Below are 13,558 nucleotides of genomic sequence, written 5' to 3'. Positions count from 1 at the left end.
CCTGACGACCGTCGTCCACGTCTGCTATACTCGCCCACCGAATTTTGATGGTGGGCAAGGAGCCGCGTGTGGCGACGGTAATCAATAATGCAATGCTGGAAGCCATTCTGGCAGAAATCAGGCCGCTGATTGGCCGCGGAAAAGTGGCGGATTATATTCCGGCGCTGGCCAGCGTCAGCGGCGACAAGCTTGGTATCGCGATCAGTACGGTGGACGGTCAGCACTTTGCCGCTGGCGATGCCCATGAACGTTTTTCCATCCAGTCAATCTCCAAGGTATTGAGCCTGGTGGTGGCCATGAACCACTATCAGGAGGAGGAGATCTGGCAGCGGGTGGGGAAAGATCCTTCCGGCCAGCCCTTTAACTCGCTTCTGCAGCTGGAGATCGAGCAGGGCAAACCGCGCAACCCGTTTATCAACGCCGGGGCACTGGTGGTCTGCGACATGCTGCAGAGCCGACTCAGCGCCCCGCGTCAGCGGATGCTGGAGATTGTCCGCCGTCTGAGCGGCGTGGCCGATATCGCCTACGATCCGGTGGTGGCTCGCTCAGAGTTTGAGCATTCGGCGCGCAACGCCGCCATCGCCTGGCTGATGAAATCCTTTGGTAACTTCCATAACGACGTCGCCACCGTGCTGCAGAACTATTTCCACTACTGTTCGCTGGAGATGAGCTGCGTTGAGCTGGCGCGAACCTTTCTGTTTCTCGCCGACCGCGGCATTGCCCCGCATCTCGACGCGCCGGTTATTGCGCCCATCCAGTCCCGCCAGGTGAATGCCCTGATGATGACCAGCGGCATGTACCAGAACGCCGGTGAATTCGCCTGGCGCGTTGGCCTGCCGGCGAAATCGGGCGTCGGCGGCGGGATCGTGGCGATTGTTCCGCAGGAGATGGCGATCGCCGTGTGGAGCCCGGAGCTTGACGACGCCGGGAACTCGCTGGCCGGCGTGGCGATGCTGGAAAAACTGACTCAGCGGATGGGGAGGTCGGTGTTCTGATGGTCGATCAGGATCGCTTGTTTGCGCGCCTGGCGCGCTCGACGTTTCGCTCACGCTTCCGTCTGGGGGGGAAAGAGCGGCAATATTGTCTCGATAAGGGACCGGAGATTATCGATCGGCATGCCGCAGACTTTATTCGCCAGCGGCTGGCGCCCGCTGCGCCGATCAATGATGGCAAGCAGACGCCGATGCGCGGTCACCCGGTGTTTATCGCCCAGCACGCAACCGCTACCTGCTGTCGCGGCTGCCTGGAAAAATGGCATGCCATTCCCCACGGCCGCGCGCTGAGCGAGCCGGAGCAGGACTATATCGTGCAGGTCATCCACCGCTGGCTGGTGCTACAAATGAATGCGCCGTCTGTGCGCTAATTTGCATTTGATCGGCGCCGGAGTATGCCTGATAAATATTCTCATGTTATGATAATCCGCTAACTAACTATTAACATAATAATTTCCTGAAACAATTAGACGGATAATTACTGAATGTCTTCACTGTCGATTCGGTCATTTACGCTGTTTCGTGAAGAACAACCCGTGCGCGATGCATTGGTCTTATTTACGTTAACGCTACTGCTGCATTTTCTTGGCGCTATGCTGCGTCTGGTGCAGGAGCTCTCTTTCTTCTGGCCGCTCAATGCAGTGATGGCCGGGATTTTTGCACGCTATGTATGGCTTAACCGCAGCTATTTTTATGCCGTCTGTTTTGCGGCAATGCTGGTCTATGACGGATTAACCTCGCGCTGGGGTATGGGCTTTGCCTCATTGCTGATTAACTTTTCCAATATTGTCTTTATTGTGACGCTGGCGCAGCTGGTACTGTGGGATAAACGTCGCGCCGACTCCATGCCGGGCCCGATAAACGCGCTTAATTTATTCTGTTTCTGCCTGTTAGCCGCCTTACTGTGCGCAGCGGTCGGCGCGCTGGGGTCGGTGGATGTTGAACGCGCCACCTTCGTTCCCCAGCTGGCGGACTGGTTTAGCGAACAGTTCTCGACGGCGGTATTAATCCTGCCCTTTATTCTGACCCTGACGCTGCCTTCGGCATTAAGCGGTTTTCGCTTTCGCCAGCTGCTGCCGGTGCTGGCGCTGGTCCTGTCAATTGCGCTTGGCGTGGCGGTAGGCGGCGCGGGCAGCATTACCTTCCCGTTACCGGCTTTGATCTGGTGCGCTGTACGCTATCCGCTGCCGCTGACCTGTCTGCTGACTTTTCTCACTGGCATCGGCGAAATACTGCTGGTCGCTAATTCGTTAATTCACTTTTCGCCAGATGCGCGAATGCAGCCGTGGCAGCTGTTCTCCACCCGCCTCGGAATTGCCGCCATGCTGATTAGCCCGGTGATTGTCGCATCCAGTGTCGAAGCGATTAACACGCTGGTGAAGCAGCTGGCCCTGCGCGCCGATTTTGACTTTCAGACCCGCGTCTATTCTCGTTCCGGACTGAGCGAAGCGTTGAAGCGTCAGACGCTGCCGGCGGATAAGCTGCTGACGGTGATGGTGCTGGATATCGATGGCTTCAAACGGGTGAATGATGCTCTGGGCCATGAAGGCGGCGATTGCGTGCTGACCCAGTTTGCCCAGCAGGTTCGACAGCTGGTGGGTGAGCAGGGGATGGTGGCCCGTATCGGCGGCGAAGAGTTTGCGGTGGCCGCCGTCGTCGACAGCGCCCAGCAGGGCTATCTGCTGGCGGAAAAGATCCGTCACGGGGTGGAGTCGCAGCCTTTCGGCCTGGGCCAGAACCCGATCCACCTGACCATCAGTCTGGGACTGGAGACGCGCGAGGTAGGCCACGCCCGCATCACCGAGCTGTTTAACCAGCTGCTGTTGGCGGCGGACGATGAGATGGTGAAAGCCAAACAGAGCGGTCGTAACCAAATTTGTATGCCGACGCTGACCGAAAGCGCGCCATAAGAAAATCCTATAGGGATCCTGCTTGTGCTAATTTTTGGTTAAAAACATAGTGATGTGGTCGATAACAGGGAGCTTTTATGACCACATCCTTTTCACTGCGCACGCTCTCGCGTGACGATATTCTCCATCACCTCCCGGCATTAAGCGAGATCCTGGCAAGCTGCGTCAACGGCGGCGCCTCGGTGAGCTTTATGCTGCCTTTCGCGCCGCAAACGGCGATAACGTTCTGGCAACGCACTGCCGACAGCGTGGCGGCCGGGGAGCGCATTGTGCTGGCCGCCTTCGACGCGGAAGAACGTCCCGTTGGCACCGTGCAACTTATCACCAGTCAACCGGAAAACCAGCCCCATCGAGCGGATGTCGCCAAATTATTGGTTCACCAAAATGTCCGCCGCCAGGGGATCGCCCAGGCGTTGATGAGCGAGCTGGAGCGCATTGCCCGGCGGGAAAGGAAGACGGTGCTGGTGCTGGACACGGCGACCGGTAGCGGGGCGGAACAGTTCTATGCCCGCTGCGGCTGGGAAAAAGTGGGGGAAATTCCGCGCTATGCGCTGATGCCCGACGGCGAAATGACTGCCACCTCACTATTCTATAAGTTTCTGCCCTGACGGCCGCTATTGCAGATTGCTTTGATCAAAACAGGGTTTCACTGGTAGCAAAACCTGATAACTTATTGGACCAATTACTCAGGTTGTATGACTACTATTAGAGGGAACCCATTGTGAAAACTTTAAACCGTCGTGATTTCCCCGGCGCGCAGTACCCTGACCGTATCATCCAGTTTGGGGAAGGTAACTTCCTGCGCGCATTCGTTGACTGGCAGATCGACCTGCTCAACGAGCATACCGACCTGAATGCGGGCATCGTGGTCGTGCGGCCTATCGCCACAGATTTTCCGCCTTCGCTGAACACCCAGGATGGCCTGTACACGACTATTATTCGCGGCCTGAACGAGCAGGGCGAAGCGGTCAGCGATGCGCGTCTTATCCGCTCGGTCAACCGGGAGATCAGCGCTTACGCAGACTTCGACGCTTTTTTACGCCTGGCGCATAACCCGGAGATGCGGTTTGTCTTCTCCAACACCACCGAGGCGGGCATCAGCTACCATGCCGGGGATCGGTTTGACGACGCGCCGCCGGTCAGTTATCCGGCGAAACTGACCCGTCTGTTGTTTGAGCGTTACCAGCATTTCGCCGGTGCGGCCGACAAGGGATGGGTGATTATTCCCTGCGAGCTGATCGATTATAACGGCGAGGCGCTGCAGGCGCTGGTGCTGCGCTATGCTAGCGAATGGGAACTGCCGCAGGCATTTATCACCTGGCTGACCTCAGCGAATACCTTCTGTTCGACGCTGGTGGATCGCATTGTGACCGGCTATCCGCGTGATGAAGTGGAGGCTCTCGAGGCGCAGACCGGCTATAAAGATGCTTTCCTTGATACCGCTGAGCATTTCTACCTGTTCGTTATCCAGGGACCTGCCTCGCTGGAGGCCGAGCTGCGTCTCGATAAACTGCCGCTGAATGTGCGCATTGTGGACGATATCAAGCCGTATAAAGAACGCAAAGTGGCGATCCTTAACGGGGCGCACACCGCGCTGGTGCCGGTGGCCTTCCAGGCCGGGATCGACACCGTGGGTGAGGCGATGAACGATGCGGAGATTTGCGCGTTTGTCGAAAAAGCGATTTATGACGAGATTATTCCGGTGCTGGATCTGCCGCGCGATGAGCTGGTGTCATTCGCCAGCGCCGTGACAGGGCGCTTCCGTAATCCCTATATTAAACATCAGCTGCTCTCGATTGCGCTCAACGGCATGACCAAGTACCGCACCCGTATTCTGCCGCAGCTGCTGGCGGGGCAGAAAGCGCATGGCGCGCTGCCGCCGCGTCTGACCTTTGCCCTGGCGGCGCTGATCGCCTTTTACCGGGGAGAGCGGGATGGTGAGAGCTATCCAGTACAGGATGACGCCGACTGGATATCGCGCTATCAAACGCTGTGGGCCCGCCATCGCGATGGCCAGATGAGCACTCGCGAGCTGGTCACCGCCGTGCTCAGCGTGGCGGATCACTGGCAGCAGGATCTGAGCCAGATCCCGGGGCTGGTGGAGCTGGTGACTGCCGACCTTGACGCTATCCTGACCTGCGGTATGCGCGACGCCGTCAAACCTCTTTGCTGATAGTCCATCTATACACCCGGCTGCGGCCGGGTTGTGCAGGATTTTTATTAGTTACAACATACTATTATACTAACCTGTAACAGCCGGTCAGTGGCTCCTCTGCATACGGCTTTTTAGTGCCAAATCGTTCCGAACAGCAGGAGAATTATGGCCGAAGCGCTTGAACAAATATCTGCGCAGGAAAATAATGACCTCAACTCATATCTCCTGCCAATATTCGCAGGCTAATGCATTCATCTGTAAGGAAACTCTCATGGTCATCGATATCCGGGAAGTACGGCCCCACGACAAAGCCGAATGGCTTCAGCTTTGGCAAGGCTACACTCGTTTTTACGGTTGCCCGCAGCCGGAAGAGGTGACCGAATGCACCTGGCAGCGGATGCTGGATGTAAACTCGTCTGTATTGGGTAGAGTCGCGGTGGTGGATGATGCGGTGGTCGGCTTCGCTATCTGTGTTCTTCATGAGGGAACCTGGGTTACCACGCCGATCTGCTATCTGGAGGATCTGTTTGTCGATCCCGCCTTCCGTGGACAGGGTATTGCCAGAACCATGATTAAGTCGCTGCAAAGCGAAGGGGCGGACAAAGGCTGGTCGCGGCTGTACTGGCATACGCGCCGTGATAATCCCGCCCGTCATCTGTATGATGAGTTTACCCCGGCTGACGATTACGTACGCTACAGGATCACGCTTGAGTCCTGAAGCGGTAAGAGGTTGTTAAGCTTTTCCCGCTATAACAGGGGAAACAGGCTCAGGAGAAGCAACGATGGAAAAACGTCTTGAAACAGTGGTCAATGTGATTATGTTTCTTTCGCTATTGGCAACGGCCTGGGATCTCTCGCTGGTGCATCATCTCGCGTGGTAGTAAATTATATCATCTGAAACGCGGCGCCTCTTGCGGCGCCGCCTGTCTCATTCATCCGCCATCTTCCCTGCGCTAAAACTCCAGTCCTCCAGTTGGTTAAACTGGATAACCACCACACGTCCTGCGGGCTGACCGCCATCTCATCGTCTAACCGCGCGCAGAGCCGACGATAGAGTCCCTGTTTCTGCGCCCGGCTGCGCGGTTTTCCAGCGAAAATATGAAACAATACGAAGTAATAGCTAACCGAGATATTTTAAACCGGGCAGGGTGCGAGGGAATATAAACAAAAGAGTAGAGTCAATATTACTATCAAGGCCATCGTTTTATAAGTATATTGAAAGGCCAGATGAACATAAGAAATATGTGCCGGAACAATGAATGATCTAATCTGTCATCACAGGCGTTCCTTATTTAAATCCGATGATTATTTCTGATGATGAACTTGCTGAATTACTTATTAAATTAATGAGGTGAATGGATGGATTTCTTGAAAAGATGGTTAAAAGAAGAATTCATTCTTTTTTTATGGGGATGGGGTATTGTATTATTAATCATTATATTTAGCATGATTGCAGTCTCTCTTTTTCCTGATATTGCCATTAACTTAATAGGACTTTATGTTTTATTAATCATTGGGTTTCACGTTGTCGTTTGGTTTAAAGTTAAAAACTGATATGAAAGAGGAGGGGTAATGTCAAATCCAGCATGTTTATGGTTAACTGATGAGAATGATTCGCCTATTATAGGTTCTTGCCTGATGCCCACACGCACGGGTTCCATCGAATTGCGCGCAGTGAATCATCATGTTTGATTACCTACCGATAATAATACAGGAAAGCTGACGGGAACCCGTCTTCATACACCGGTTAAAATTCAAAAAGAGTTTGACAGAACAACACTTTTGTTATTTAGGGCTCTTTGTGAAGGTCGAACATTAAGATCGGCAACGCTAAAAATGTACAGAATAAATGAGGCGGGACTGGAGGTTGAATATTTTAACATAGCGATGGCGAATATTAAGATTACGACAATCACACCAAATTTACATCCGGCCGGAATGACAAGTACTCACCTTGAAGACATTGATTTCCGTTATGAGACGATCACCTGGATATACACAGAAGGGAACATCATGTATCGTGATTCATGGAACGATCGCTGTTGTGCATGGTAGCAAATGATATAGTGCTGAAACGCGGCGCCTCTTGCGGCGCCGCCTGTCTCATTCATCCGCCATCTTCCCTGCGCTAAAACTCCAGTCCTCCAGTTGGTTAAACTGGATAACCACCATCACGTCCTGCGGGCTGACCGCCATCTCATCGTCTAACCGCGCGCAGAGCCGACGATAGAGTCCCTGTTTCTGCGCCCGGCTGCGCGGTTTTCCAGCGAAAATATGAAACAGCACGAAGCGGGCGCTGCGTCCTTCGCTGAGGTAGTGCGGGTCGTAAATGCGCTGCTCATCGGCGGCCCGTTCGATAAACTGAAATCTGTCTGCTGACGGAACGTCGAACTCCGCCACCAGACACTCATGAAAGAGCGCCGACAATTGAGCAAACTCCGCGGGATGCCAGGCGGTGCCAAGCGAAATTCGGGTCAGGGGCATGACGCCTCCTGCGCGTTCAGACAGGTCAGGGCGCTGGCCGCAGCCGGCCAACCGGCATAGAACGCCAGATGGGTAAACAATTCGACAATTTCTTCCCGGCTCAGGCCATTCTGATAGCCGAACGCGATGTGCCACGGCAGCTGTTCAGTTTTGCCCTGCGCCGTCAGGGCGGAAAGGGTGATCAGGCTGCGTTCGCGGGGCGACAGCTCGCTCCGCGCCCAGATATCGCCAAACAGCACCGTTTCGGTAAGCTCGGCTAGCTTTGGCGCGATAGCAGCCAGCGTTCGGCGATCGACAGGAGGAGTACTCATAGTGGTTCTCTTTGCAGGTTAAAGGAGTCATCACTGTCGCACGCTGACTAAGATATTGAATATCGCAACGTTCGGGATTATCAATCCTGAAAATCAGGATGGTATAGCCGTTCCTTTACACCTTTCATCACTCCGCTTTTCTGCCCACCTATCCCAACGGTCAGGCGGCGATCTTTCGCGCCACGATAAACAGCCGTGGGAAACGCAGGAGCACCTTCCCGTTACACTGTAACGGGTAGTGTGTGGCCAGCAATGCGAGATAGCGTGTGAGAAACGCGCTTCCGGCCTGCTCGTCCAGGCCTGCCAGATAGGGGCGTAACCCGGTGCCCTGCAGCCAGTCGACAATCGCCTGATGAGAAGCAAGGGGATGAAAATAGGTGGTGCGCCAGATATCAACTTCGCAACCCTGGCGGCTGAGCAGATCGTACCAGGCGGCGGGCGGGAGTAACGGCTGGCGTCCACGGTCCGGCAACCCCATCTCGCTGGCAACCTGACGCATCAGGGTATGGGAAGGTTCCTGCCAGTTATCCGGCATCTGCACTGCCAGCGTTCCGTTGTCCGCCAGCTGGTTTACCAGATGGGGGAAAAGCGTCTCATGATCCGTCAGCCACTGCAGAGAGGCGTTGGCATAGATCACATCTGGCGGTTGCGCAGGCCGCCAGCGGGCAATATCGGCATCAATGAATTCGCAGTCGGGTAAGGCCTGCGCCGCCTGGACCAGCATGGCCGGGGAGTTATCGATACCGACGATCGTCGCCAACGGCCAGGCGGCGCGTAGCAGGCGGGTGCTGTTTCCCGGCCCGCAGCCGAGGTCGACGGCGTGCTCGACCTGCAGATGGGCAATACGCGAGAGCAGGTCGGCCGCGGGGCGGGTACGTTCAGCGTCAAATTGCAGATACAACGAAGGATTCCAGTCGGCCATCGGGTGCAGTTCCTGTGTGAGGAGGGAGACAGGGTAAAGCATAGAACGCGTCAGGCGGCATGTCAGCGGTTAATGAACCTCAGCGGTCACCTTTGTGCGTGACAGTGTCACAAAATAGAACGTGGCTGGATTGCGCCTGCGCTGTTGGCCGAACCTGGGATTGAGACATGGCAGGGAACGTCTCTGCGCCCGTGGCGGGCGCAGGAGCCTATTCGGCGTTTTTGAGCGCCTCGGCGCGGCTGGCGGTGGCGTAGACAAAATCCAGCATCGGCTCGAGATCGGTGTCATAGCCAGCCTGAATAATTTTTCCTCGCAGCCATTCGATTTCACTGGTGATATCGGGAGGAAAAATGTTGTTATCCTGCGCCCGGCGCAGCCATTTCAGCAGAAAGTTATTCTTTCCCCTGATACCACCCGCTTTTTTCGATTTTCCGTGCATCTTCAGCGCGACCAGGACGCAGTAATAGAAATGAACGCGCTGATTAAAACTTTGGTGCATGTCTGTGTTTCCCGCCAGAATCAGGAATTCACCGTGTGGGTCAGTGATTCGGATTGGACTACGGTACCGGGCTGGATCGTTGCGCGAACTCTGTTGTCTACCAGTACCGTCCATGCATCTGTTGCCAGACGCTGACGGGATGTTGGCACGGAAGCCGAATCGTCGTCAATTGCCGATTCATTTTTTGCCGGCGTCATCGGACCGCGGCGGCCCGCGAGCCGAGCCACACTACTCTCTGGCGACAAGCCGCTGTTGCCGATGTACGCGGAAAATCAGCAGGAATGCGAGCGCCACCACGATCGCCGCCAGCATATACAGCGTGGCGAGATCGTAGAACCCGGCGACCCAGCCGGCCAGTGGCCCGGTCAGGCCCAGCGCCAGATCAAGAAACGCCGAGTAGGTGCCGAGGGCGGTTCCCTGATTTTGCTCTTCCACCTGTTTTACCGCCTCAACTCCTAAAGCCGGAAAGACCAGCGAGAAACCCGAACCGGTGAGAAAGGCGCCGACGCCGGCCATCCATGCTGATGGCGCCAGCCAGATAAGCAGCAGGCCGAGACTTTCGATGATGAAGCAGGCCAGGGAGACCGGGACTCCGCCAAAGCGGGTAATGGTATTTCCCAGCACCAGGCGAACGCAGATAAAGCCGACGCTGAACAGCGAAAGGGTAAACGCGGCGCCCTGCCAGCTGTGCGCGGCGAAGTAGAGGGTGATAAAGGTGGCGATAACGCCGAAACCGACGGTGCCAAAGGCCAGCCCCAGGCCGTAAGGCCAGATTTTTCGCACCACCGCGTGAAAGGGCGCTCTGGCGCCGGCGGTCACCTTGACGTCCTGGCGGGTACGAGCGAACAGCAGACCGATGGCCGCGACCAGCACTACCACCGTAGCAAAGCCGCTGATGCCAAAATAGTGATTGAGGGTAACTCCCAGCGGCGCCCCGACCGCCATCGCCACATAGGTCGCCACGCCGTTCCAGGAGATAACCCGTGACGTGTGGATCGCGCCGACGGTTTTGATCCCCCACAGGGTGGCGCCGGTGGCGGTAAAGCTCTCGCCGACGCCGAGAAACACCCGGCCCGCCAGCAGCGCGGCAATGGCCAGCATCGGCGTTGCCTGCAGGACTACCGCCAGTAGCGTGAAGGCGCCACTGAGCAGGCAGCAGACGATCCCAAGGCTGACCACTTTTTTCGGCCCCCAGATATCGGTGTAGCGCCCGGCGTGCGGCCGGCTTATCAGCGTCGATATGTACTGCAGACTGATCACAATTCCGGCCACAAAGGTGCTGTAGCCCAGCTGATAGTGAATATAGCCCGGCAGTACGGCCAGCGGCAGACCAATGGAGAGATAGCAGATACAGGTAAAAACAACGATCGAAATAATGCGCAAATTGAGTTGTGTAGTGCTGACGGAAGTGCTCATAGGGATAAGAGGTTAATACAACGGGATGTGTAGCATAGCGCGCCGTGAGGACGCTGGCGAGGCGCGACAGCGTTTTATCGGTAACCGACGGGAACGATATTTGTACGAATGTAAATAACTGCTTTTACAGCGCTTAACGCCCGCCTCGCTCAGCGTCAGCTCGCCGCCATACCCGACGAATCACACACCATGCCCCAGGCGCGGTTTTGCAATACCGTGCGGTAGCCGTCCCGGTCGACGAAAGTGACGCCATTGACCTCCCAGTAAGGGTTAAACGCCGTAACGCGCAGAAATCCGGCGGCGTCCATGGCTGCGCACTGTGCCTCCCATGCCGCCTGCTGTGGATAGTACAGCACCAGCAGATCTTCATCGCCTGGCGAGGGGGTGACGGGATGGTGGCGGCAGTGGGTGAATTCCAGATGCCAGCCCGCTTCGGGCGCGCCGAGCATTATCCCGCTGAATCCTTCATGATCGGTAAAGCTGCCGAGCTGCTCGAGTCCCAGCCCGGCGCAATACATGCTGGCGGTGGTGTCCAGTTCACTGACCGGCCTGGCAATGCGCATATGACAGAACGACATAATGACTCCCGTGAGCATAAGTTGAGTTGATACTGTACCGGTAAATCGGCCCGGCGTGTGTTAAGACGTGCCCAGGCGCCACCTTCTCTCTGTAAATACCATAGCGGATTAACATCCGCCTTGCGCCAACAATACCTCTTCATCATAATAAAAAAAGAATAATTCAATCTTATTATTCTTAAATTGAGAATCATTGTGGGGTGGTGGATGAATAACCAATCGCGCCAGGCCTTATGGCTGGCACTGGCTGGATCGATAGTACTGATGATCGGCATGGGCTACGGGCGCTTTGCCTTCACCGGCGTGCTGCCGCTTATGCCTAATGAAGGTCTGTTAACCCTGCACGAGGGCAATCTCGCCGCGTCGGCCAATTACGCTGGCTATCTGGTCGGTGCGTTGCTGCTGGCGCGGGTGCAGCCTGGGGCCGCCACCCGACTGAGTATTATCTCCGCCGGGTTGACCATCGCCAGCCTGGCGCTGCTGGCCTGGGTGAGCTCGCCGTGGACCATTATTACGCTGCGCGCCGTCGCCGGCGCGCTGAGCGCGATAACGCTAATTGCAGGTTCGCTGTGGCTGCTGGAACATATGGGGCATCATCACGGGGCGCCGTTGCTGTATGCCGGGGTGGGGCTGGGGATATTTATCTCCGCGGAGGGGATCGCCCTTGGACATGCCCTGAACCTCACCAGCCAGCAGATCTGGCTGCTCTGCGCATTATGCGCCGGTCTGCTGCTGGCGCTGGCGATCCGTTGGCTACTGACTCCGCCGGCTGCACTGGTGAGGGTTTCCCATGTTGAGACCTCCCTGCCTGCGTCCGGGAGCGATACCCGTCACGCGGCGTGGCGACTCTTGATGGTTTACGGTCTGGCGGGCTTCGGCTATATCATCACCGCCACTTATCTGCCGTTGTTTCTGTCCGGTTCGCTGCAGAGCGTTGACCCGGTCCATCTGTGGGCGCTGTTTGGTCTGGCGGCCGCGCCGTCCTGCCTCATCTGGCATAAGCTGGTGCTAAAGTGGGGATACCGGCAAGCGCTGACCCGCAACCTGCTCGTCCAGGCGCTTGGCGTGATCCTTCCAGCCTGCAGCGCTTCATTGCTGTTTTGCGTGCTAAGCGCGCTTTTGGTGGGCTTTACCTTTATGGGCACCGTAACCATTGCGCTACCGAAGGCGAAAAGTCTCAGCCATCAGGTGAGCTTCAATATGATTGCCGCGATGACTGCACTGTACGGTGTGGGACAGATTGCCGGGCCGCTTATCGCCGGCGCGCTGTATCAGATCGCGGCTTCATTTAACCCGGCGCTCTATGCCGCGGCGCTGGCGCTGCTGATTGCCGCAGGGCTGGTCTTTACCGAACGCCAGGCTTAGCCAATCGCCACGCTTTGCAGCAGCTTGCGCCACTCGCTCAGGGCGGGGGCGCTCAAGCCGCTGCGCCAGATAAGCTGGGTGGTCGCCTCGCACAGCGGTTCGCTAAGGCAGTTTTCGGGAAGCGTCATCAGCGACAGCACGCTCTCCGGCAGCAGGCAGGCGTAGCGCCCGGACGCCACGCAGGCAAGCATGCTGTGATAGGAATTGACCTCATGCACCTCGACGGCCGCCTGCTGTTCCGCCAGCCAGCGTTCTCCCAGCGCGCGGTAGCTGCAGCCGCTGGCAAATGCCGCAAACCGCAGCGGACCCGGGGTCTGCGGACGGACCAGCATCAGGGTTTCATAAAACACCGGGGTGAATGCCAGCTCGGCGGGACAGGCCGGTTGCCCATCGGCCCCTGGCGGCAGGCAGACCAGCGCGGCATCAAGGGCGGCGGTTAACACCCCCTCGGTTAACTGGCGGGTCGGTTGGGTGATGAGGGTGATATCCACCTGCGGGCACTGCTGTTGGAAGCGGGTAAGCAGCGGCGGCAGCCGGCTGGCGGCGGTCGCCTCCATCGCGCCCAGACGCAGACTGCCGCCTGGGGTTGTCGGATGCAGAGCCTGCTTTGCCTCTTCCGCCAGGCTCAGGATCCGCCGGGCATAGCTGAGAAACTGCACGCCTGCCGGGGACAACACCATTTTTTTGTTGCCGCGAACGAAGAGCTCAACGGCAAGCTCCTCTTCCAGCTGCTGAATGCGGGTCGTGATATTGGACTGTGCGCGGCCCAGCCGTTTTGCTGCCTGGGTGACGCTCTGCGTTTCTGCCACCTGAATGAAGATCTCGAGTGTGCTGTGGTTCATATTTTTCTTCTCAATACGATAATAATGTTGATCTTACCATCTTTAAAGGAGATGGTAAGCCTCCGGCATCGTTAATGCATGAGG

General features: G+C 56.7%; 15 protein-coding genes and 3 pseudogenes. 10 read left to right on the top strand and 8 right to left on the bottom strand.

The window, feature by feature from the left end; translation table 11 throughout:
- Positions 1-92 precede the first annotated feature (92 nt).
- The 6 genes from glsB (at position 93) to OHJ17_RS13065 (ending at position 5,775) form a co-directional block, all read left to right on the top strand.
- Entirely contained in the window at positions 93-995 is a 903-nt protein-coding gene (glsB, locus tag OHJ17_RS13090; protein ID WP_223175345.1) for a glutaminase B, read from the top strand.
- On the top strand, positions 995-1,363 hold the full coding sequence (locus OHJ17_RS13085; protein WP_004190206.1) for a DUF4186 domain-containing protein: 369 nt from the start codon (positions 995-997) through the stop codon (positions 1,361-1,363). The genes glsB and OHJ17_RS13085 overlap by 1 nt, the downstream gene beginning before the upstream one ends.
- 114 nt (positions 1,364-1,477) lie before the next feature.
- The gene (locus OHJ17_RS13080) at positions 1,478-2,902 is read left to right on the top strand and encodes a GGDEF domain-containing protein (RefSeq protein WP_004148352.1); all 1,425 of its coding nucleotides are present in this window, start codon (positions 1,478-1,480) and stop codon (positions 2,900-2,902) included.
- 77 nt (positions 2,903-2,979) lie between these two features.
- Positions 2,980-3,510 carry a GNAT family N-acetyltransferase gene (locus OHJ17_RS13075; RefSeq protein WP_002904601.1) on the top strand — a complete coding sequence of 177 codons (531 nt, stop codon included), beginning with the start codon at positions 2,980-2,982 and terminating at the stop codon, positions 3,508-3,510.
- A gap of 113 nt (positions 3,511-3,623) precedes the next feature.
- Entirely contained in the window at positions 3,624-5,075 is a 1,452-nt protein-coding gene (locus OHJ17_RS13070; RefSeq protein ID WP_004176226.1) for a tagaturonate reductase, read from the top strand.
- A 253-nt stretch (positions 5,076-5,328) separates the two neighbouring features.
- On the top strand, positions 5,329-5,775 hold the full coding sequence (locus tag OHJ17_RS13065) for a GNAT family N-acetyltransferase (RefSeq protein WP_023341529.1): 447 nt from the start codon (positions 5,329-5,331) through the stop codon (positions 5,773-5,775).
- A gap of 210 nt (positions 5,776-5,985) precedes the next feature.
- Here OHJ17_RS13065 and OHJ17_RS13060 read toward each other — a convergent pair.
- Positions 5,986-6,170 (bottom strand): annotated as a pseudogene (locus OHJ17_RS13060) (tautomerase family protein); the annotation flags it as partial.
- A 158-nt stretch (positions 6,171-6,328) separates the two neighbouring features.
- Here OHJ17_RS13060 and OHJ17_RS13055 point away from each other — a divergent pair.
- The 3 genes and pseudogenes from OHJ17_RS13055 to OHJ17_RS13045 all read left to right on the top strand — a co-directional run.
- Positions 6,329-6,412, top strand: a pseudogene (locus OHJ17_RS13055) (hypothetical protein); the annotation flags it as partial.
- A 4-nt stretch (positions 6,413-6,416) separates the two neighbouring features.
- Positions 6,417-6,611, top strand: coding sequence for a hypothetical protein (locus OHJ17_RS13050; RefSeq protein ID WP_032433083.1), 195 nt, complete (start codon positions 6,417-6,419; stop codon positions 6,609-6,611).
- A gap of 18 nt (positions 6,612-6,629) precedes the next feature.
- Positions 6,630-7,112, top strand: a pseudogene (locus OHJ17_RS13045) (Hcp family type VI secretion system effector).
- A 48-nt stretch (positions 7,113-7,160) separates the two neighbouring features.
- Here the strand turns inward: OHJ17_RS13045 and OHJ17_RS13040 are convergent.
- The 6 genes from OHJ17_RS13040 to OHJ17_RS13015 all read right to left on the bottom strand — a co-directional run bounded on the left by OHJ17_RS13040 (position 7,161) and on the right by OHJ17_RS13015 (position 11,267).
- Positions 7,161-7,541, bottom strand: a complete 381-nt coding sequence (locus tag OHJ17_RS13040; protein WP_009308902.1) for a tautomerase family protein — start codon at positions 7,539-7,541, stop codon at positions 7,161-7,163.
- The gene (locus OHJ17_RS13035) at positions 7,532-7,852 is read right to left on the bottom strand and encodes a carboxymuconolactone decarboxylase family protein (RefSeq protein WP_002904619.1); all 321 of its coding nucleotides are present in this window, start codon (positions 7,850-7,852) and stop codon (positions 7,532-7,534) included. The genes OHJ17_RS13040 and OHJ17_RS13035 overlap by 10 nt, the downstream gene beginning before the upstream one ends.
- A 160-nt stretch (positions 7,853-8,012) precedes the next feature.
- On the bottom strand, positions 8,013-8,774 hold the full coding sequence (gene tam, locus OHJ17_RS13030) for a trans-aconitate 2-methyltransferase (protein ID WP_032433085.1): 762 nt from the start codon (positions 8,772-8,774) through the stop codon (positions 8,013-8,015).
- A 208-nt stretch (positions 8,775-8,982) separates the two neighbouring features.
- Positions 8,983-9,273 carry a hypothetical protein gene (locus tag OHJ17_RS13025; RefSeq protein ID WP_002904624.1) on the bottom strand — a complete coding sequence of 97 codons (291 nt, stop codon included), beginning with the start codon at positions 9,271-9,273 and terminating at the stop codon, positions 8,983-8,985.
- Between the two features lie 228 nt (positions 9,274-9,501).
- Entirely contained in the window at positions 9,502-10,689 is a 1,188-nt protein-coding gene (locus OHJ17_RS13020; protein ID WP_032433086.1) for an MFS transporter, read from the bottom strand.
- 155 nt (positions 10,690-10,844) lie between these two features.
- Positions 10,845-11,267, bottom strand: coding sequence for a VOC family protein (locus OHJ17_RS13015; protein WP_004213413.1), 423 nt, complete (start codon positions 11,265-11,267; stop codon positions 10,845-10,847).
- 207 nt (positions 11,268-11,474) lie between these two features.
- Between OHJ17_RS13015 and OHJ17_RS13010 the strand changes: the two genes are divergently transcribed.
- Complete coding sequence (locus OHJ17_RS13010; RefSeq protein ID WP_114504143.1) at positions 11,475-12,632, top strand: YbfB/YjiJ family MFS transporter; 1,158 nt, start codon at positions 11,475-11,477, stop codon at positions 12,630-12,632.
- On the opposite strand, the gene OHJ17_RS13005 is transcribed toward OHJ17_RS13010, so the two are convergent.
- Positions 12,629-13,474, bottom strand: a complete 846-nt coding sequence (locus OHJ17_RS13005; protein WP_025861917.1) for a LysR family transcriptional regulator — start codon at positions 13,472-13,474, stop codon at positions 12,629-12,631. The genes OHJ17_RS13010 and OHJ17_RS13005 overlap by 4 nt on opposite strands.
- Positions 13,475-13,558: the final 84 nt, after the last annotated feature.

It is taken from the genome of Klebsiella sp. KP20-425-1, assembly GCF_025813515.1.
In the GTDB taxonomy this organism is placed as follows: domain Bacteria; phylum Pseudomonadota; class Gammaproteobacteria; order Enterobacterales; family Enterobacteriaceae; genus Klebsiella; species Klebsiella pneumoniae.
The sequence above is the reverse complement of the archived record's forward strand: the minus strand, read 5'-3'. Positions and strand labels throughout refer to the sequence as shown.